The sequence below is a fragment of the uncultured Porticoccus sp. genome (assembly GCF_913061305.1).
Lineage (GTDB): Bacteria > Pseudomonadota > Gammaproteobacteria > Pseudomonadales > Porticoccaceae > Porticoccus.
In genome coordinates, this window is sequence record NZ_CAJXST010000008.1 from 104,242 (window position 1) to 123,051 (window position 18,810).

The window sequence follows — 18,810 nt, forward strand, 5'->3', positions numbered from 1 at the left end:
GACTAATTGAGGAAATCATGAAAATTTTTGATGAAATTGAATCTGAAGTACGCAGTTACGCCAGGGCCTTCCCGCGTTTATTCAACAAGGCTCAAGGCGAATTTATCTATGACGATGAAGGCAACCAATATCTGGATTTTCTGGCCGGTGCCGGATCGTTGAATTACGGGCACAATCACCCCGTGTTCAAGAAAAAACTCCTGGAATATATAGAGCGGGATGGCATCACCCAAGGCCTTGATTTACACACACAAGCCAAAGGCGAGTTTCTGGAAAGCTTTAACGAGAACATCCTGAAACCCAGGGATTTCAACTACATTGTCATGTTTACCGGCCCGACCGGGACCAATGCAGTGGAGGCCTCTCTCAAGATCGCGCGCAAATATACCGGCCGCGAGAACATTATCTCGTTCACCAACGGCTGGCACGGCCAGACACTCGGCGCTCTGTCTATCACGGGTAACTCGACCCACCGCGGCGGTGCAGGCATTACATTGCCGGGCGCCACAAGAATGCCTTATGACGGCTATCTCGGCGATGATTTTGATACCACCAATCTATTGGACAAAGTGTTGTCAGACTCCAGCAGTGGTGTCGACAAGCCCGCAGCCGTTATCGTCGAAACGGTACAGGGCGAGGGCGGCATCAATGCTGCTTCGATGACCTGGCTCAGAAGCCTGTCGGAAATCTGCAAGCGCCATGAGATATTGTTGATTATTGATGACATTCAGGCTGGCTGCGGTCGCACCGGGACCTTCTTCAGTTTTGAAGAAGCCGGTATTTACCCCGACATTGTCACCCTGTCCAAGTCACTGAGTGGTTATGGCCTGCCATTTTCTGTGGTTCTGATGAAACCGGAGATTGATGAATGGAAACCGGGCGAGCACAACGGTACTTTCCGGGGTAACAACCATGCATTTGTCACTGCCAAAGCGGCCATCGACCACTTTTGGAAAGACGACAAATTTGCCAAGGAAATCCAGCAAAAAGGCGATTACATTGCCGACCGGGTAGACAAGATCGTCAGCGAATACGGCGAAGGAAACTTCAACTCTCACGGTCGCGGTATGTTCAGGGGCATCAATTGTGTCAGTGGCGAACTGGCTGAGCAGATTACCCGACGGTGTTTCCAGAAAGGGTTGATTATTGAGACCAGCGGTGCGGAGGATCATGTGGTCAAATTCCTCTGCCCACTGACAATCCGTCAGGAAAACCTGCAAAAAGGCATCGACATTCTTGAGGAGGCAATCAAGGAAGTTTGTGCCAAGGCAGACTCCATCCCCGAGGAAAAAGATTTTTTCGAAGGCGACTATTCGGTCAGTGATGAAGTTGACAAGGGCACACCGAAAAGAACCGGATCCAACCCGATTTCGGCCTGATAGTTACCGGGGGCCTATCTCCGGTCAACACAGGGAATTCATTTATCTGGCGGGATCAGCCCCGCCGCGTTACACACAACAGAGGTCACGATGATAGTCAGACAACTTCAGGAAGCAGAAAAAACCTCGCGCAGAATCGTCTCACCCGACGGCAACTGGGAAAGTACACGGATGCTGCTCAAAGATGATCAGATGGGATTTTCTTTCCACATTACAACAATCTATGTCGGAGCCGATTTCCGTATGCATTACCAGAACCACCTGGAATCTGTTTACTGCATTTCCGGAGAGGGTGAAGTGGAAACACTGGACGACGGCAAAAAATATCCGATTAGCCCCGGAACCCTCTATATTCTTGATAAACACGACCGTCATATCCTGCGATCCTTTAAAGAAATGACAATGGCCTGCGTTTTCAACCCCCCGCTCAATGGCAAGGAAGTACACAACGCCGAAGGTGCGTACGAGCTGGATGCAGATTCCGTCAGCCAGTGAGAAGTCAGACCCCGTCCAGCTCAGGAAAATGGAAACAGACACAACAGGAGACAGTCCTTTAATGAGTTTTCACAGTGTGGAAAAAATCGGCGGCACTTCGATGAGCAACTATGCCGCTGTCAGAGACAACATTATTCTTAAGCCCACCACCGATACGCTTTATCAACGTATCTTTGTGGTGTCCGCCTATGCCGGCATAACGGATCAACTGCTGGAACATAAGAAAACGGGCAAAGCCGGTGTTTTCGCTTCATTTGCCAATGGTGTCAATGACGATAGCTGGCTGGATCTTCTTAATGAATTAAGAACCCAGGTTATTGAAATCAACAGCAATCTATTTAACGACCCGGAAATGCTCGCCGATGCCAACCGGTTTATAGGTGATCGGCTCGACGAGGCCGAACACTGCCTGAGCGATCTGAAAAAACTTTGCCAACACGGCCACTTTGCACTGGACGTCCATCTGGCAACCGTTCGTGAAATGCTGGCCAGCATCGGTGAAGCACACAGTGCCTGGAATACTGCTCGGCTGCTTCAGAGAGATGGTGTCAATGCCTGCTTTGTGGATTTAACCGGCTGGAAAACCACACGACACATGTCGCTGGATGAACGCATTAAAGTCACTTTTGAGGACATAGATCTCGACAGTCAACTGCCCATCGTCACCGGTTATGCCCACACTCGGGATGGACTGATGTCCAGTTTTGACCGGGGTTACAGTGAGATGACGTTCAGTCGTCTGACTGTGATCACAGATGCGCGTGAAGCCGTCATCCATAAAGAATTTCACCTCAGTAGTGCTGACCCAAGAATAGTGGGCGACGACAAAGCCGTGCCCATCGGTCGCACCAACTACGATGTGGCTGACCAGCTGGCCAACCTCGGGATGGAAGCGATTCATCCCAAGGCTGCCAAAGGTCTGCGACAAAACAATATCCCCCTGCGCGTCAAAAACACCTTTGAACCGGAGCACGCCGGGACGTTGATTACCAGCGACTATATTAGCGAAAAACCTCGCGTCGAGATTATTGCAGGGTGTCGGGGGGTTCATGCCATTGAACTGTTTGACCAGGATATGGCCGGCAATTTCAGCCGTTATGACACAACTATCCTGGGGTGTATCAGCCGGTTCAAGGCACATGTGGTTTCAAAAGATATCAATGCAAATACGATTACCCATTACCTGTCCACCAACCTGAAAACAGTGAAGCGCATTTGTCGTGCTCTGGAAGAGCAATTTCCCGATGCAGAAATTAGCAATCAGGAGGTCGCTATCGTGTCGGCCGTCGGCAGCGATATGCAGGTACCGGGGCTACTGGCTAGAACAGTAGGCGCGCTGGCGGAAAAGGATATCAGTGTGTTGGCGATGCACCAGTGCATGCGTCAGGTCGACATGCAGTTTGTGATCAACCAGGACCGCTGGGAGGATGCCGTACGAAGCCTGCACAGATGCCTTGTTGAGGTACACGATCACGGGCGTGCCATATGCCTCGCATCCTGACCAGCGCAACAGCTACCCAACATCATGGGGCCAACACACCGGGGTGGGCGATACACTCTCGCACCCCACCAAATATATCGGGGAAAACCCGACAACGCTTTCGGCCTGCCAAACCGTGACTTATCCGACCTCTCGGGTGACAGCCCCGTACCTGTGGACAGCCTGACAGCGCCATGATTCTCTCCTTCCTCTGCTTCCTCTTGATGTTCACCCTTGTAGGGGTTCTCTCTGCAAAGAAAAGCCGCGGAACAAAGCAGGACTATTACCTGGCCAGCAGCACCGTCCAGCCATGGCTGGTTGGGCTGTCCGCTGTTGCCACCAATAACAGCGGTTATATGTTTATCGGTGTAATCGGCTACACCTATGTCGCTGGATTATCGTCTGTGTGGCTGATGCTGGGCTGGATCAGCGGCGATTACCTCGCCTCTCGATTTGTCCACGCCAGGCTCAGGGATGCCGCACCGCGAACCGGCGAAGTGAGCTATGCCGGGGTCATCAGCAACTGGTACGGCAAACGAAATTCTGCCCTGCAGAGGATCATGGGATTAATTTCCTTGTCGTTTTTACTGGTATACGCCAGCGCCCAGCTGGTCGCTGGCAGCAAGGCCCTTCATGTGCTGTTCGACTGGCCTATCTGGGCAGGCGCAACCCTCTCCGCTTTTCTGGTAACCCTGTACTGTATTGCCGGCGGGATTCGCGCATCAATCTGGACAGATGCGGCGCAATCCATGGTGATGGTTTTAGCGATGGGCTTGCTACTGGTTATAGCCACCAGCTCCCTGGGCGGGATTGATCAGGCACTTATCGAGATGAGCGCTATCGATGGCTTTATGAGCTGGTTCCCGGATGATCTGCCTTTTCCGGGTGTGCCAGGGGCATTGCTGTTCGCCGCCAGCTGGTTATTTGCCGGGCTCTCAATTATCGGCCAGCCCCACGTCATGGTGCGTTTCATGGCGCTGAACGATAATCGCAAAATGAACCAGGCACGGCGCTGGTATTATGCGTGGTACGTGATGTTTTATGCCATGGCGACGGCAGTTGGCATGCTGTCGCGGGTCTACCTGTCCGATGCGGCAAGTTTTGATGCCGAACTCGCATTACCGGTGATGGCTCAGGCACTGTTTCCCCCCGTGCTGGTTGGATTAGTGCTGGCAGGTATATTTGCTGCCACCATGTCGACAGCGGACTCACTGGTTCTCGGCTGCTCGGCAGCCATCACCCACGATCTGTTACCCCAAAATATTGAACGCACCAGTGTGATGAAGGGTATTACTGTACTCGTCACAGCCTTTGCATTGCTCTGGGCTTTACTCAACAGTCAGAGCGTCTTCAGCCTGGTGGTAATGGCATGGTCTGGTCTTGCCAGCGCTTTTGCCCCCTTGCTGATCATCCTTTGCCTGGGAGGCAAGCCGGGGTCCGGTGTGAGTATCCTGGCCGTCTGCTCGGGACTTCTGGTCGCACTGGGCTGGCGCATGATGGGGTGGCACGATTTCGCCTATGAGGGCATGCCGGGTATTCTCTCTGGTTTGTTGATCCTGAGCGGTGCTCTTTTTCTATCCAGAAGAAAGAACGCCCAACTCACTCAATCACCATAGACCCGCGGAACCCTGCGGGGCATTCTGGTTAACAGCTCGTAACTGATCGTACCCGCGCAGTTCGCCACCTCGTTGACGGAGAGACCTTTACCCCAGAGGATAGCCTCATCCCCCACCGCCACTGTCGACAAGTCAGTGACATCCACCGTTATCATGTCCATAGATACGCGGCCCACCATGGGACAGCGCTGGTTATTGATCAGTACTGGCGTGCCATCTGGCGCATGTACCGGATAACCATCGCCGTAGCCAATTGCGACCGTGGCAATCCTGCTGGGTCGTTGCGCCGACCAACGCGCACTGTAGCCCACCGACTCCCCCACAGGAACATCCCGCAGAGCAATGACGGAAGAGCGCAACGTCATGACCGGTCGCAATCTGTCGGCTTCCGCATGAGGAACAGAAAAAGGGGAGCTGCCATACAGCATGATCCCCGGCCTGTTCCAGTCAACACGGGTCTCCGGCCAACCGAGTAGCCCGGCAGAGTTACCAAGGCTCAACGGCACGGTATCGGCGTTTGCCAAACTGGCCACACCTGCCCTGAACTGCTGGAGTTGCCGATGAGTCAGATCACTCGCCAGTTCATCGGCACAGGCAAAGTGCGTGGCAACCACCATATCACCGGCAACATTGTGGCTGGCGGCCAATGACCGATAGGTAGACGCAACATCCTCAACGGCAAGACCCAGTCGGTGCATACCGCTATCCACACAAATCCAGACGGTTACAGGGGTTTTCAGCGATGCTGTCAGGATGGCCTCTTGTTGCTGTTTATTAACCACTGAGAGCCAAAAACCGAGTTCAGCAGCCAGGGGAATCTCGTCATCGGAGAACGTCCCCTCCAAAAGACAAACAGGCTTATTGATACCGCCTTCACGGAGCTCGACCGCCTCCTCCATACAGGTAACACCAAAGGCGGGAACCAGCGGTTCAAGGGCGCGGGCAACAGGTAATACACCGTGTCCATAGGCATTGGCTTTGACGATGGCCATCGTTCGGGAATTGGGTGCCAGACTGTTTGCCAGCTCGCAATTGTGCCTGAGAGCACGGAGATCGATATAGGCTTTTGCTGGTCTCGACATGACGCTTTCACCAAAAAGTACAGAGGGGCTGATGCACTCGATTAATAATTAAACTTACCGGCTGAATAAATGCGCTGAGCTGCCAACCAGACATCGCCCACTTCCCCGCCGCCGACGGGCCTGCCATCGACTTCAATGACGGGCACCACTTCTTTAGAGGAACTCGTTAGCCAGACTTCGTCCGCATCCAGCACTTCGCCCATCGAGACAGGTCGTTCCTGCACGGCAATAGACCCGTCTTTGCGCAGCAACTCCAGCAGAATATGGCGGGTAACCCCCGGTAATTTCTGACTGTCCAGCACCGGTGTAATGACTTCGCCGTTCTTGACAATGTAAGCGTTACAGGCGCTGGCCTCCGTCAGTTCACCTTGTTCATTGAACAGCAGAATTTCATCAACTCCCTGCTGAAAACCCTGCTGAAAGTGCATAACGTTGCCCAACAATGCCGTGGACTTGATGTGGCAGCGGTCCCATCGCAAATCGCGATCAGTGACAACCCGGTAGGGTTTAACCCGATGTTTATCCGCCACGGGTTCAGCGGGGATCGCATAGGTGAAGGCAAAAATGGTAGGGGTGATGTTTTCCGGGTAAGCATGGAAACGGCGGATATCTGCACCGCGACTCACATGCAAATAAAGGCCGAGATTGCCACCACCATTTTTATCGATAAGGGCATTACACACCGCAAGCCACTGATGCTGCGACCAGCCAAGGGCTATATCGATTGCCCTCAAGCCGTTCAGCATCCGCTGCATATGCAATGAAAAACCGACGATCCTGCCATCATAGGACGGCAGCACTTCATAAATACCATCGCCAAACAAAAAGCCCCGATCCATCGGCGAAATACGGGCTTCGGCCATTGGCAGGTAGGCACCGTCGAGATAGACAATACTCATTAAGTTACCTTGTATCTCGCCGGACTAAAGCCAGCCAGCGGGAACATAAAGCGGCAAATATTAGCAGCGGGTATCCAGACAGGCAAAGTAAATTCCCCACCAAGTCAGCCTGGATACTCAACACCGCTATCAGCGATCAGATCACGCAAAGAATTCACCAAAGCCTTGCCTGTTTCACTGGGCAGGCCGTCTTCTGTCAGGGTGTTATCAAGGGTTATACCGTCGAGACTGCCCCGACATGCCAGGTATTCAAGCATGGCCCGGTTATCCCAGTCCGCCAGATAGTCTTCTCCAGCACAATAGGACATCATGGCCACCAAGCCGAGTGCCGCCCAGTTGGATACATCCGCTATCACCAGCTCGTCACAGGTGGTTACCGACGGAATAATGGCCAGTTCACTGAGTTTCTCGAGCACATTACCCATGCCGATCTCATTGCCACCATCACCCAATGCAATGACCGGACAATCCGAGAGCTCAAGAAAGACATCAAAGCAGAGGGTACCGGAGCTGATATCCTCGCCTCGCATATTGTAATAATGGCCATCACCTGCGGGCCCGGCAAGCTCGATACTGACCATGAGCTCGGGCTGGTAATCCGCCAGCAGGTCGGTCACCTGCTGCCTGAGCCCTGCGGGACGACCAAGGGGAACACGTGCCACGCAATAATCACCGCCTATGGCATTAGCCAATACATCGCCACAAATCAGTATCGGCTCGGCACCAATCTGCTCCAGAACCCGATAAAGCGCAATTGCGCCGGCGGGGCCATCGGACTCAAACGTGTCCAGCACCGGAAATCCTGTCCCGATCAATACCCGGCCAGTACAACTCAACAGTTGCCTGGCTGCCCGCAGACAGTAGCCAGGCTTGAGACTGGACTGAACGGATTGCATTCCCCGCAGATTGCGGGCCACCAGCAGGTTTTCAATGCGCTGACTCACTGCCAGCTCACGCCGAATATCATTCATAAGCCACCACAATATTAGCCATCAGCCACAAACCTCGGGCTTTAGTTGTCTGTACATACTGTCCGCCGCCAGCCGAATACGACGGGCCTCCGCCATTGTGACGGACTTAAAAGAAACCAGACCACCCGGTTTTAGTTGCGCCAGTTGTGACATGTCCAACGAAATCACTGAACCCAGTTTGGGGTAACCACCGATGGTCTGACGGTCATGCATCAGTATGATAGGCAAACCATCCGGAGGGATTTGTATTGCACCCAGGCAAACACCTTCGGATAAAAGATCGGGAATATCAATATCAATGGGTGGCCCCGCCAACCGAGATGCCATCCGGTCGGACTGACTCAGCAATCGGTATTCACTGGCAAAAAAACGCTCTTGTTGGTCACGTGAAATCAATGCAGACTGATAACCACTCACCACCCTCAGCAATACACGGCCACCATAAACCGGTCGGTAGCCACGTCCCAGCAAGAGGCATTGACGATCCGAAGTGTCTGCACAGGGCAAATGATCCCCAGCCTGTAGCGGATTACCGGACAGGCCTCCCACGCCTTCGCGAACGACCGTCGCCGTACTGCCGAAGGTTGCCGGGATATTGAACCCACCAGCCACCGCCAGATAGGCACGCATACCCCTGCGGGCATAACCCAATGCCACCCTGTCACCGGATTTTACCCGGTGGCTGCGCCAACTCTCCTTTGGTTGCCCGTTAATGGTCAGTGGCATATCTGCACCACAGAGGGCAAGAATCGTGTCTGCCTGACATTCAAGTTCCAGACCGCCAATGGTCACTTCAAGGGCCGTCATGCCGGGATCATTCCCGCACAATCGATTGGCCCAATTGAAGGCAAGGGGATCGGCCGGACCACCGGTGGTCAAACCAAACCGGTGATAGCCGAAGCGGCCAGCATCCTGGAGAAGGGTCAGGACACCGGGACGATCCACACGAAAACCACCCTTCATGCTAACCGGCCACCCCTGGCCAGAAAAGTTTCCCGATTGATACTGAAAAAGCGTACCCGGTCACCCACCTGAAGCGGCATGCTGGGTTCGCTGAGGGGATCGAACATCCGCTCCGGACAAAGGCCAATCAAATTCCAGCCACCGGGGGAGTCCGCGGGATATACCGCAGTCTGTCGCCCGGCTATACCCACGCTACCACAGGGCACCGATGTTCTGGGTGTATCCAGTCGGGGCATGACAATGCGCGAATCAACCTCTCCAAGGTAGGCAAAACCCGGCGCAAAACCTATCGCATACACGAGGTATTCCCGGGATTGATGCAGAGCGATCACCTCCTCCACCGAGACCTTTTTCACGCGACTGATTTCAGCGAGATCCGGCCCGGACTCCATGCTGTAGTAAACAGGCAATTCAACGAGCTTGCCGACTGAACCGGAAGCAGCTGGTGCGGTGTCCAGCATCTCTGTAATCTTCTGCTCAAGGGTTGCGGCATCGATACACGAGAGATCGAAGATAACTAGTAGCGAGGCATAGGAGGGCACGAGATCAATCAGCACATCGGCTAACACGGACTCCAGCACAGCCGTTGCCTGTCGAACCCGAGCTGACGTATCCGCTGTCACCACCTGCTCAAAATAGATGATCAGCGCATTTTCACTGGCAGGCATAACCCTCATTGATCAAGCAGTGCCCGGATTTCACGAATCACCGCAACGCTCTCAGGGTTGTCGCCATGGATACACAGGGTATCCGCTTTAATAAGCAGCGAATCGCCATCCTCGGTCGTAACGGATCCATAACGTTTGAGCTGTTTAACCTGCGCAAGCGTCGTTTTTCTGTCGTGGACCGCACCGGGCTCGGAACGGGGCACCAGCAAGCCATTGCTGTCATAGCGCCGATCGGCAAAGGCCTCAAACCACAGTGTGACGCCCAGTGCTTCTGCCTCGCGACGGTGCAGCTCGGCCTCGGGAGTGGCTTGCAGGACAAGGTGAATCGGTCGATAAAAACCGGCCACGGATAACATCACTGCACGGCGAAGTTGATGATCCACCATCATGTCGTTGTATAACGCCCCATGGGGTTTGACATAGGACAGGGACAGGTTTTGCGAACGGCTCATCCCGTCCAGTGCCGCTATCTGGTAATGCATGAGCGCAACAAGTTCATCCTTTGAGCAGGTCATGGAACGGCGCCCAAAACCCTCGCGATCAGGGTAGCCGGGGTGTGCGCCAACCATCACGCTGTATTTTGCCGCCAGATTGAGCGTCCGCTGTATCATCAGATGATCCCCGGCATGGTAGCCACAGGCAATGCTGGCCTGATGGACATAGGCCATCACCGCTTCGTCTGCACCAAGCAATCCGCCCTCAACGGTTTCACCGAGATCGGCGTTCAACATCAATGACATCACCAACCTCCCTGAAGCCGAGCCATCACATTATCGCCAGCTGGCTGTTGAGCAGGTCGGTCACCAGCATGGAGCCGGGACTGTGAGTAATACACAGCGGTGGTCTGGCCTGCTCCAGCGCAACCTGGGGCGTTACCCCACAGGCCCAGAAGAGAGGCAACTCATCAGCCTGGATGGTTACCGAATGGCCAAAATCCGGTTCTTCAAGCTGCCCAATACCAATTTGCGCCGGATCGCCCAGGTGAATCGGGGCGCCATGCATGTTGGGAAACCGGGTACAGACCTGGATGGCCCGGATAGCGTCGGTTGCCTTGAAGGGACGCATACTCACCACCATATTGCCACCAAAACGCCCCGCCGAGCGACAGGGTATACTGGTGCGATACATCGGCACGTTGACCCCCTCCGAAATGTTGCGGATTTCAAGGCCATCGGTCAGCAGTGCCTCTTCAAAGGAAAAGGAACAACCCAGCACAAAAGTCACCAGATCCCGCCGCCAGTAAGCAGTAATATCCACCGGCTCTTCAACCAACTGCCCTCGCTCAAAGACGCGATAACAAGGCACATCCGTGCGAATATCCAGCTCGGCGCCCAGTGACGGCAAACTGTACTGACCAGCATCAGAGACCGCAATCAATGGGCAGGGCTTGGGATTCAACTGACAAAAACGCAAAAATTCACCAGCCCAGTTTTCAGGGAGAATGACCACATTGCCCTGCACATAACCGCGGCAATGCCCTGAGGTGTGCCCGGTAAACTGACCGGATCGAATAGCCAGTCGTAATTCATGCGGATTGGATATTGGCATTTGGAATATTCCTGTCCAGAGTGACCTTTAACCGACATTCAACCATCGAACACAGCCGATGACCACAGGTAGGTGGCGATCACACATTCCAGGAAGAAGCCTTGTCAACCGCGACGGAGCAACCCGGCAACAACCGGTGGCGTACTGTCAAAACAATGTACCACCAGTTGAGGGAGAATGGGTGCTTAACCGTCTTCAGGCGGCGCCCACAAATAAGGTTTGTCGCTTTGTCCACTTCGCAGACAACTTATCGGTGCAGGCCAGGCATTTTTCATGACCTCCTGGAAATCCCGCTGACTCAGATGGAGCAGATGATGGTGGTCACCTGCCTCAATATAGATATCGAGGCTATCCAGCAAGGCGCTGTCGACAATGACATCCAGCTTGAATGCCTGCCCCAGTCCCGGGATAGCACCTTCGTTGCAGTCGGGAAAAAGCCCTTTCAGGTCACGCTCATCCACTATTTCATACTCGTGCTGGCGACCGTACTCCAGCCACTCCAGTATCAACTTGTTGGAGGCGGGGATAACACACATCGCATAATGATCGTTCTGCTTGACGACCACAGCTTTTGCCAGCTTTTCCGGGGGGACATGTGCTTCCCGGGCAGTGGCCATCGAGTTACTGGTTTGTGCATGTTTCAGCACTTCATAATTAATTTTTTTGCGGCCGAGATAATCAGCCAATACAGGTGAGATACTCATAATCCGGCACCTCCTGATCAGTGTAAACAGGTTATTTTCAGTATAGTTTGACTGGCGCCGTTTCACCCCCACTAAGCACAGAACAATTCGATCTATCGGGTTCACCCCGACAGATGGAATCCAGCTTAATCCTCTTTTTTACTGCCAATCTCGATCGGGCCATGGCTGGGATACTGAGGATATTATGCATCCCTCGCTGTTGTTAAGAATTCTTTAAGTATTAGCCACTACTCTGCAAGGTAACCAGATACCGATCAGGGTATGAACATGCAAGAAATCAGACAAACCAGCCAGGAATATTCCGACAACATCCAGGCCAAACAGTGGTTGCACCGATGGCTTGTCCCGGCGCCGGCACTGAACCTGCACCCACCCCATTGTGAAAGCAGCGCGGCCGTACAACAGTATGTCGCCAGACAGTTTTTTCAGGCTTATGGCGCCACAGTGCACGAGTTCCTGCCCATCTTCCTCAGTCTGTCCTGTCGGGATCAACTCTCTGCGGTGACAGGCATCCGGCCCGTCGATGCAAGTCCGTTGTTTCTTGAGCAGTACCTGGACAATCCGATCGAACTGGAAATCAACCGTTATTCGTCTGTACCCGTAGCTCGCCATCAGATTGCCGAAATCGGCAATCTGGCCGCCACCCAAAGGGGCTCGAGTCAGCTGCTATTCATTCTGCTGGCGGCCACCCTGCGGCGAGCCAATTTTGAATGGCTGGTATTTACTGCGACACCACAGGTCAGGAAAGCCATCAGCAAACTGGGATTTGAACTGCACCCTATCGCGGACGCCAGAGCTTCTCGGTTGCAGACATCCACCGAGGAGGAATGGGGCAGCTATTACCAGACTCAACCAGTTGTGGTTGCCGGACAGCTGGCACAGGCCATAGACGTAATCAACGAGAGAAAAACGTTGCGGGCAGCGCTTTCATTTTATGATGCGCGCATTGACAGCCTGGCCAAAGAACAGCTACAGCTCCGTGGGGTAGATAGTGCCGACTATTCTTTCGCGGCTTGATGGTCTTTATGATGACGACCAGGTTGTCGTCAGAGATGCCACGCAGCGCCTGACATACGGTGCGTTGATACAACGCTGTGGCGATCTGGCTGCCCTGCTGAAGAAATACCGGATCGGCAGGCTGGCGTTGCACCTCGATAATGGCCCCGACTGGCTGGTGGTTGATCTGGCCAGCCAGCTGGCCGACATCTGCCTGCTCCCCCTGCCAACCTTTTTCTCCAACAGGCAGGTGCAACATGCTCTGACAGAAACGCCTGTCGATGCCATCGTCACCGGTCCCAACGCTGTGATCGATCTATCCGGACAGATAGTGGAAACAGTGCAGCTACCCGGTACTGCCGAGCTCTGGCTGAACCGTCTCTCGGCCTGCGAGGACCACGCACTCATTCCTGAGAATACCGGAAAAATCACTTACACCTCCGGCTCAACCGGTACCCCCAAAGGGGTCTGCCTCAGCAACCAGCAATTGATCGACGAGGCGATGTTCCTCGGCAGTGCTGTGGGACTATCGAAGCCGCGACACCTCTGTCTGTTGCCTTTGAGCACCCTGCTGGAAAATGTTGCCGGTATTTATGCACCGCTGCTGTTCGGTGGAGAGGTGATTATCCCCGCCCTGAAGGAAATGGGCATCTCTGGCAGTTCGACAGTTGAACCGTCTGCCCTGATTGAAACCATCAGCAAATACCAACCCAACACCCTGATCCTGACACCACAACTCCTGCAACTGCTGGTGGTCAGTGTCCGCAATGGTTGGCAGCCCCCGAAATCACTGAAGTTTGTCGCCGTGGGCGGCGCCAAAGTGGCGAGTCAATTGCTGATAGAAGCATGGCAATCAGGCATTCCCGCGTACCAGGGCTACGGTCTGTCAGAATGCGCCTCTGTGGTGAGTCTGAATACACCCCGCGCTCAGATTATCGATAGTTGCGGGAAACCCCTGCAGCACCTGAATGTACAGATTATCGATGGAGAAGTTGTCGTCAGCGGCAATGCCATGCTCGGTTATGCCAATACTCCCTCAAGCTGGGGACAACAGACTATCCACACCGGTGATCTCGGTTATCTCGATGCCCAGGGCTTTCTGCATATTCTCGGGCGACGCAAAAACCTGATGATTTCCAGTTACGGCCGCAACATCAACCCGGAGTGGCTGGAATCCGAGTTTCTCGCATCCCCAATCTTTGCAGACTTTATCGTCTTCGGTGATGCCAAATCACACTGTGTGGCACTGCTGTCGACACGGGATAGCAGCACGACAGATCAACAGATAGATAGCTTCATTCAACAGATCAACCAACAACTGCCAGATTACGCACGCATCCGGAACTGGCAGAGATTACCCACATTATTGACAAAAACCCCTGCACTGATAACGGACAATGGTCGACCAAAACGGGCAGCCATTGCCCAACATTATGCCGGCCAAATTGACCAGCTTTACGACATGCCCGTTGAGGAATTACACGTATGAACGCACTAACATCCCCCCCTTTTTTCGATACGCTGACAACAGCAACAGACGCAGACAAAAGCCAACTGCTCACGGCACCCATTATCCAGCGAGGTCTTGAGGGCCGTATCGATATCGATGACTACCTCGGGTTTCTGCAACAGGCCTACCATCATGTCAAACACACCGTGCCACTACTGATGGCAGTGGGCTCCCGGTTACCGGAGGAGCAGGAGTGGTTGCGCCTGGCGGTAGCGGAATACATCGAAGAAGAAATCGGCCATCAGGAGTGGATTCTCAACGACATTGCCGCCTGCGGCTATGACAGTGACGCGGTCAGACGTGGCCAACCCAATCCCGCAACCGAACTGATGGTCGCCTACGCTTACGATACTGTTATGCGCGTCAACCCGGCGGGCTTCTTTGGCATGGTTCACGTACTTGAAGGCACCAGCGTCAGTATCGCCGAAACCGTTGCCGACAATGTCCGCGGGACCCTGGGGCTTCCCCAAAATGCCTTTTCCTACCTGTATTCCCACGGTTCACTGGATAAGGAACATGTCGCCTTTTTTGAGGACCTGATGAACCGGGTTGACTCACCGCAGGACCAGGCACAGATCATTCACTCAGCCAGGATGTTTTATCAACTTTATGGCGACCTGTTCCGTTCGCTCGACGGTGTTTCCCACAATATTCCACGCAGGGCCTGACAGGGACGCAACATGGAACTGAACAACAAAGTAATTTTACTGACGGGGGCTACCGGGGGCATTGGTTGTGCGGTGGCCCGGGCATTGGCCGAGCAAGGAGCCAGCCTCAGGCTGGTTGGCCGAAACACTTCATCACTGAACCAGCTTGCCGGTCAATTAACGGGAAATCACCAAATAATCGTGGCGGATATCGGCACCTCTCAGGGTCGACATGACATCCTGTCAGGGTGTATCGATGGCGGCGGCATTGACCTGCTGATCAATCTGGCAGGCACAACAACATTTCAATGCTTCGAGCACCAGCCTGAAGAGAGTATCGAACAGATACTCAGTACAAACCTGATTGCCCCCATGTTATTGACAAAACAGCTGATCCCCCTCCTGAACAATAGACCGGAGTCAGCCGTGGTCAACATCGGCTCGACCTATGGCAGCATCGGCCACCCCGGCTACGTCGCCTATTGTGCCAGTAAATCGGGCCTGAAAGGCTTTACCGAGGCGCTGCGCAGGGAACTCTGCGACACTGCCATCCAGGTTTTTTACCTGGCCCCCAGAGCGACGGACACCAGCTTGAATTCGCCCGCCGCCAATGACTTGAATCACGCCCTTGGCAATAAGGTAGATTCACCGGAACAGGTCGCTGATACGCTGGTGAAACTGGTCAAATCCAACCGGCATTGTCGGTTCATGGGATGGCCGGAAAAACTGTTTGTGAAAATTAACGCCCTGCTTCCGAGACTGGTTGACCGCGCACTGGTAAAAAAAATGCCGCTCATCAAACAAATTCTCAACAACCACGAAACGACTAAAATCAACACCTAGAGACTCACATTATGAAACACACCATTAAAAACATCATGGCAAGTTCTGTGGCGCTGCTTGCACTGACTGCCAGTACGGGCTGGGCGGGTGTCACAGAGGAAATCAGCACCCTGCAAAAACGCTGGGCTGAGGTCAACTATCAAATGGAGGGCGAGGCACAGAGCGATGCATTTGCCTCTCTCGCAACAGAGGCCGACGCTGTTGTCTCAAAATACCCCAACAGTGCAGCCCCGCTAATCTGGCGTGGTATTATCAAATCCACTTATGCAGGTGCCAAAGGTGGTCTCGGCGCGTTATCGCTGGCCAAGTCGTCGAAAGCCGACCTGGAAGCGGCATTGGCGATAGACCCTCGGGCATTGGATGGATCAGCCTATACCAGTCTGGGCACGCTCTACTGCCATGTGCCGGGCTGGCCGATTGGTTTTGGCGATGACAAAAAAGCGGAGAAATTGCTACTTAAAGCGCTGGCCATCAACCCCGACGGGATAGACAGCAATTACTTTTACGCCGACTACCTGATCGGGAAAAAACGTTACCAGGATGCCAGGTCTTATTTACTTAAGGCAAAAAAGGCAGCACCGCGCATTAACCGACCATTGGCCGATGCCGGGCGGCAAAAGGAAATTAGCCAGGCACTGGCCGTTATTGAACAGAAACTGGGAAGCTAATCAGCACAAATGCAAATTCTGTTGGTAGAAGATGATCAACCGCTGGCCCAGGGGCTTAAAGCAGCCCTGAGCAGACAGCATTACTCTGTAAATCATGTGGATACGGGAAGAGCCTGTATTCATGTAGTGGAAACAGAACCACCGGATATCATTATCCTGGATATCGGTTTACCTGATATCAATGGCCTGAAAGTCCTCGAATCAATTCGCAGCCGATCGGCTGCGTTGCCGGTATTACTGCTGACAGCCAGAGATACCCTGCACGACAAGGTGACCGGGCTGGACTCCGGAGCCGACGATTATCTGGCAAAACCCTTTGAGATGAGCGAACTCCTGGCCCGCCTGAGGGTGCTCGAGCGCCGACTCAGTTCAGTCAAATCGACCAAAATCACAATTGGCCCGGTTACTCTGGATACCAGCGATCAGTCAGTGACCTGTCGGGGTGAACCTGAGGAGCTGTCGCGCCGGGAATATATGTTACTGAAGGCGTTGATGGAAAATGCCGGCCGGATAATGACCCGAAACACGCTGGATGCCAGACTTTACAGCTGGGGTGAAGAAATATGCAGTAACGCGCTGGAAGTACACATACACCATCTCAGGAAGAAACTGGGTGCCGACTTCATCAAAACTGTGCGCGGCGTCGGTTACAAGGTCACGGCCCCGTGAGATCAATCCGGCTGTTCCTGATTGCCGCCACACTGGCGGTACTCACCCTGTTCAATTTTGTTGCCGCGTTGCAGGGTTACAGTTCCAGCCTAAAGGAAGCCAACAAGCTGTTTGACCAGCATTTGCGGCAGACGGCAGAACTGATTGCCCGACTCTACGCCGGCCACCCGATAAAGTCCCTTGACGACGAAAGTACGTTGGCCTATCAGGTATGGCGAGGGCAGGAGCTTCTCGCCTCCTTTGGCATTGAACACACACAACCGATAACGGACTTTTATCCCGGTTTCGGCCATGCCAATTTCGACGGTTATCGCTGGCGAACCCTCGTCTACTATGATCAGGACCACCGGAACTGGATCATCACCGCTGAACGGACGGACTTGCGTTATCAGCTGGCGGAAAGTGTTATCAGTCATGCCATTTTGCCGATATTGCTGAGTATTCCCCTGGCCGGCCTGCTGATCTGGCTGATCATCAGTCATGGTCTGAAACCACTTCGAATGCTCTCCCAACAGCTCAAGAACAAGCAGGCCGACGACCTTTCGCCAGTAGTATTACCGGAGCTCAAGAGTGAATTACAGCAGGTCAGCCAATCAATCAATGCATTAATGAGCCGTCTTGAGGTTGCGCTGAACAGAGAAAAGCATTTTACCGCCGATGCCGCACATGAGTTGCGCACCCCCATCAGCGCCCTCAAAATTCAGCTGCACAATCTGGAGGAAGATATCTCTCCGGATAACGAGGCGTTTCAACAGTTGCGAGCGGGGGTAGACCGTATTCAGCATCTGGTCGAGCAGTTGTTGTCCCTCTACCGCTCTACCCCTGAGCAGCTCGCCCACAACTTCTGCCGTATCAACCTCCATCAACTGGCCCAGGAGGTCATTGCAGAATTGCATGATAAATTTGAAGGCAAACAACAGATAGCGGAGCTTGCCGGACAGCCCTGCATGATAGAGGGTGACCCCTTTGCGTTAACTACCCTGCTTCAAAACCTGCTCAGCAATGCCAGTAAATACACGCCCGCAGGGGGACATATTCTCGTGACGGTCAACGCCGAAGAAAATACGGTGTATCTCAAAGTGGAAGACTCCGGACCGGGTATCGCCCCTGAGGACTACGACAAAATATTCAAACGTTTCCAGCGGCTGAACAATAAACCAGACGGGTCAACAACGCCTGGCTGCGGCCTCGGCCTGACCATCGTCCGCAATATTGCTGATCTTCACCGCGCTCGTATCGAGATAGAACGTTCCTGTTTTGAGAGCGGCACAGCCTTTATTGTCATCTTCACACGAACGGAAGACTAAATGATGAGTAGAAGCATTGGCCGTTTTGTCATGCTCCTCGCCTTCACGCTTGGCATAGGCAGTAATACCAGTTTCGCGGACACACCGATAGTCGAGCTCAGAATCCGCAACCACCTGTTTTTTCCGGATACACTGGAAGTCCCTGCCCATACAAAAATCAAGCTGTTGGTAATCAACGAGGATCCAACGCCGGAGGAGTTTGAAAGTTATGAGCTCAACCGTGAAAAAGTGATTCTTGGCCATCGTAAAACGGTCATTTTCATTGGTCCGCTACCACCTGGAGAATACCCCTTCTTTGGCGAGTTTTACCCAAAAACAGCTCAGGGAAAAATAGTGGTTTCCGCACAGCAACCATCAGAATGAGA

At 53.5% G+C, this 18,810-nt stretch carries 20 protein-coding genes; 12 read left to right on the forward strand and 8 right to left on the reverse strand.

Annotation, left to right across the window (positions count from 1 at the left end; translation table 11 throughout):
- The first annotated feature begins 17 nt into the window (after positions 1–17).
- The 4 genes from ectB (at position 18) to QZ516_RS11020 (ending at position 4,970) form a co-directional block, all read left to right on the forward strand.
- On the forward strand, positions 18–1,379 hold the full coding sequence (gene ectB, locus QZ516_RS11005) for a diaminobutyrate--2-oxoglutarate transaminase (RefSeq protein ID WP_297189609.1): 1,362 nt from the start codon (positions 18–20) through the stop codon (positions 1,377–1,379).
- A gap of 90 nt (positions 1,380–1,469) precedes the next feature.
- Positions 1,470–1,874, forward strand: a complete 405-nt coding sequence (locus QZ516_RS11010; protein ID WP_297189612.1) for an ectoine synthase — start codon at positions 1,470–1,472, stop codon at positions 1,872–1,874.
- A 61-nt stretch (positions 1,875–1,935) separates the two neighbouring features.
- Entirely contained in the window at positions 1,936–3,375 is a 1,440-nt protein-coding gene (locus QZ516_RS11015; RefSeq protein WP_297189615.1) for an aspartate kinase, read from the forward strand.
- 173 nt (positions 3,376–3,548) lie between these two features.
- On the forward strand, positions 3,549–4,970 hold the full coding sequence (locus QZ516_RS11020) for a sodium/proline symporter (RefSeq protein ID WP_297189618.1): 1,422 nt from the start codon (positions 3,549–3,551) through the stop codon (positions 4,968–4,970).
- Here the strand turns inward: QZ516_RS11020 and alr are convergent.
- The 8 genes from alr to QZ516_RS11060 all read right to left on the reverse strand — a co-directional run bounded on the left by alr (position 4,958) and on the right by QZ516_RS11060 (position 11,805).
- On the reverse strand, positions 4,958–6,052 hold the full coding sequence (gene alr, locus QZ516_RS11025) for an alanine racemase (protein WP_297189621.1): 1,095 nt from the start codon (positions 6,050–6,052) through the stop codon (positions 4,958–4,960). The two genes, QZ516_RS11020 and alr, sit on opposite strands and share 13 nt — an antisense overlap.
- A 41-nt stretch (positions 6,053–6,093) precedes the next feature.
- Positions 6,094–6,951 (reverse strand): aminotransferase class IV, encoded by an 858-nt coding sequence (locus QZ516_RS11030; RefSeq protein WP_297189624.1) that lies wholly within the window; start codon positions 6,949–6,951, stop codon positions 6,094–6,096.
- Between the two features lie 104 nt (positions 6,952–7,055).
- On the reverse strand, positions 7,056–7,922 hold the full coding sequence (locus QZ516_RS11035) for a glutamate cyclase domain-containing protein (RefSeq protein ID WP_297189627.1): 867 nt from the start codon (positions 7,920–7,922) through the stop codon (positions 7,056–7,058).
- 21 nt (positions 7,923–7,943) lie between these two features.
- On the reverse strand, positions 7,944–8,885 hold the full coding sequence (locus tag QZ516_RS11040; RefSeq protein WP_297189630.1) for a biotin-dependent carboxyltransferase family protein: 942 nt from the start codon (positions 8,883–8,885) through the stop codon (positions 7,944–7,946).
- Entirely contained in the window at positions 8,882–9,553 is a 672-nt protein-coding gene (gene pxpB, locus QZ516_RS11045; RefSeq protein WP_297189633.1) for a 5-oxoprolinase subunit PxpB, read from the reverse strand. Before pxpB ends, QZ516_RS11040 begins: the two co-directional genes overlap by 4 nt.
- Positions 9,554–9,558: 5 nt before the next feature.
- The gene (locus QZ516_RS11050; protein WP_297189637.1) at positions 9,559–10,293 is read right to left on the reverse strand and encodes a 5-oxoprolinase subunit PxpA; all 735 of its coding nucleotides are present in this window, start codon (positions 10,291–10,293) and stop codon (positions 9,559–9,561) included.
- Positions 10,294–10,318: 25 nt separating this feature from the next.
- Positions 10,319–11,101, reverse strand: coding sequence for a putative hydro-lyase (locus tag QZ516_RS11055; protein ID WP_297189639.1), 783 nt, complete (start codon positions 11,099–11,101; stop codon positions 10,319–10,321).
- Between the two features lie 185 nt (positions 11,102–11,286).
- Complete coding sequence (locus tag QZ516_RS11060; protein ID WP_297189642.1) at positions 11,287–11,805, reverse strand: YbaK/EbsC family protein; 519 nt, start codon at positions 11,803–11,805, stop codon at positions 11,287–11,289.
- A 267-nt stretch (positions 11,806–12,072) separates the two neighbouring features.
- Between QZ516_RS11060 and QZ516_RS11065 the strand changes: the two genes are divergently transcribed.
- Genes QZ516_RS11065 through QZ516_RS11100 form a run of 8 tightly spaced genes read left to right on the forward strand, consistent with a single transcriptional unit; the run spans position 12,073 to position 18,808 of the window.
- On the forward strand, positions 12,073–12,822 hold the full coding sequence (locus QZ516_RS11065) for a thermostable hemolysin (protein WP_297189645.1): 750 nt from the start codon (positions 12,073–12,075) through the stop codon (positions 12,820–12,822).
- The gene (locus QZ516_RS11070) at positions 12,797–14,290 is read left to right on the forward strand and encodes an AMP-binding protein (protein WP_297189648.1); all 1,494 of its coding nucleotides are present in this window, start codon (positions 12,797–12,799) and stop codon (positions 14,288–14,290) included. Before QZ516_RS11065 ends, QZ516_RS11070 begins: the two co-directional genes overlap by 26 nt.
- Positions 14,287–14,979 (forward strand): iron-containing redox enzyme family protein, encoded by a 693-nt coding sequence (locus QZ516_RS11075; RefSeq protein ID WP_297189651.1) that lies wholly within the window; start codon positions 14,287–14,289, stop codon positions 14,977–14,979. The genes QZ516_RS11070 and QZ516_RS11075 overlap by 4 nt, the downstream gene beginning before the upstream one ends.
- Before the next feature lie 12 nt (positions 14,980–14,991).
- A complete protein-coding gene (locus QZ516_RS11080) occupies positions 14,992–15,801 on the forward strand; it encodes an SDR family oxidoreductase (protein ID WP_297189654.1) in 810 nt (269 codons plus the stop codon).
- Positions 15,802–15,812: 11 nt separating this feature from the next.
- Entirely contained in the window at positions 15,813–16,469 is a 657-nt protein-coding gene (locus QZ516_RS11085) for a hypothetical protein (protein WP_297189656.1), read from the forward strand.
- Between the two features lie 9 nt (positions 16,470–16,478).
- Positions 16,479–17,138 (forward strand): response regulator, encoded by a 660-nt coding sequence (locus QZ516_RS11090; protein WP_297189659.1) that lies wholly within the window; start codon positions 16,479–16,481, stop codon positions 17,136–17,138.
- Positions 17,135–18,445 (forward strand): ATP-binding protein, encoded by a 1,311-nt coding sequence (locus QZ516_RS11095; RefSeq protein ID WP_297189660.1) that lies wholly within the window; start codon positions 17,135–17,137, stop codon positions 18,443–18,445. The genes QZ516_RS11090 and QZ516_RS11095 overlap by 4 nt, the downstream gene beginning before the upstream one ends.
- Positions 18,446–18,808, forward strand: coding sequence for a cupredoxin domain-containing protein (locus QZ516_RS11100; protein ID WP_297189663.1), 363 nt, complete (start codon positions 18,446–18,448; stop codon positions 18,806–18,808).
- Positions 18,809–18,810 lie beyond the last annotated feature (2 nt).

Coding starts and splice junctions, on each gene's coding strand:
- QZ516_RS11080 (WP_297189654.1), top strand. CDS start 14,992: ATGGAACTGAACAACAAAGTAATTTTACTGACGGGGGCTACCGGGGGC.
- QZ516_RS11075 (WP_297189651.1), top strand. CDS start 14,287: ATGAACGCACTAACATCCCCCCCTTTTTTCGATACGCTGACAACAGCA.
- QZ516_RS11035 (WP_297189627.1), bottom strand. CDS start 7,922: ATGAATGATATTCGGCGTGAGCTGGCAGTGAGTCAGCGCATTGAAAAC.
- QZ516_RS11065 (WP_297189645.1), top strand. CDS start 12,073: ATGCAAGAAATCAGACAAACCAGCCAGGAATATTCCGACAACATCCAG.
- QZ516_RS11030 (WP_297189624.1), bottom strand. CDS start 6,951: ATGAGTATTGTCTATCTCGACGGTGCCTACCTGCCAATGGCCGAAGCC.
- QZ516_RS11020 (WP_297189618.1), top strand. CDS start 3,549: ATGATTCTCTCCTTCCTCTGCTTCCTCTTGATGTTCACCCTTGTAGGG.
- pxpB (WP_297189633.1), bottom strand. CDS start 9,553: ATGCCTGCCAGTGAAAATGCGCTGATCATCTATTTTGAGCAGGTGGTG.
- QZ516_RS11090 (WP_297189659.1), top strand. CDS start 16,479: ATGCAAATTCTGTTGGTAGAAGATGATCAACCGCTGGCCCAGGGGCTT.
- alr (WP_297189621.1), bottom strand. CDS start 6,052: ATGTCGAGACCAGCAAAAGCCTATATCGATCTCCGTGCTCTCAGGCAC.
- QZ516_RS11060 (WP_297189642.1), bottom strand. CDS start 11,805: ATGAGTATCTCACCTGTATTGGCTGATTATCTCGGCCGCAAAAAAATT.
- QZ516_RS11040 (WP_297189630.1), bottom strand. CDS start 8,885: ATGAAGGGTGGTTTTCGTGTGGATCGTCCCGGTGTCCTGACCCTTCTC.
- QZ516_RS11100 (WP_297189663.1), top strand. CDS start 18,446: ATGATGAGTAGAAGCATTGGCCGTTTTGTCATGCTCCTCGCCTTCACG.
- ectB (WP_297189609.1), top strand. CDS start 18: ATGAAAATTTTTGATGAAATTGAATCTGAAGTACGCAGTTACGCCAGG.
- QZ516_RS11050 (WP_297189637.1), bottom strand. CDS start 10,293: ATGTCATTGATGTTGAACGCCGATCTCGGTGAAACCGTTGAGGGCGGA.
- QZ516_RS11055 (WP_297189639.1), bottom strand. CDS start 11,101: ATGCCAATATCCAATCCGCATGAATTACGACTGGCTATTCGATCCGGT.
- QZ516_RS11010 (WP_297189612.1), top strand. CDS start 1,470: ATGATAGTCAGACAACTTCAGGAAGCAGAAAAAACCTCGCGCAGAATC.
- QZ516_RS11015 (WP_297189615.1), top strand. CDS start 1,936: ATGAGTTTTCACAGTGTGGAAAAAATCGGCGGCACTTCGATGAGCAAC.
- QZ516_RS11085 (WP_297189656.1), top strand. CDS start 15,813: ATGAAACACACCATTAAAAACATCATGGCAAGTTCTGTGGCGCTGCTT.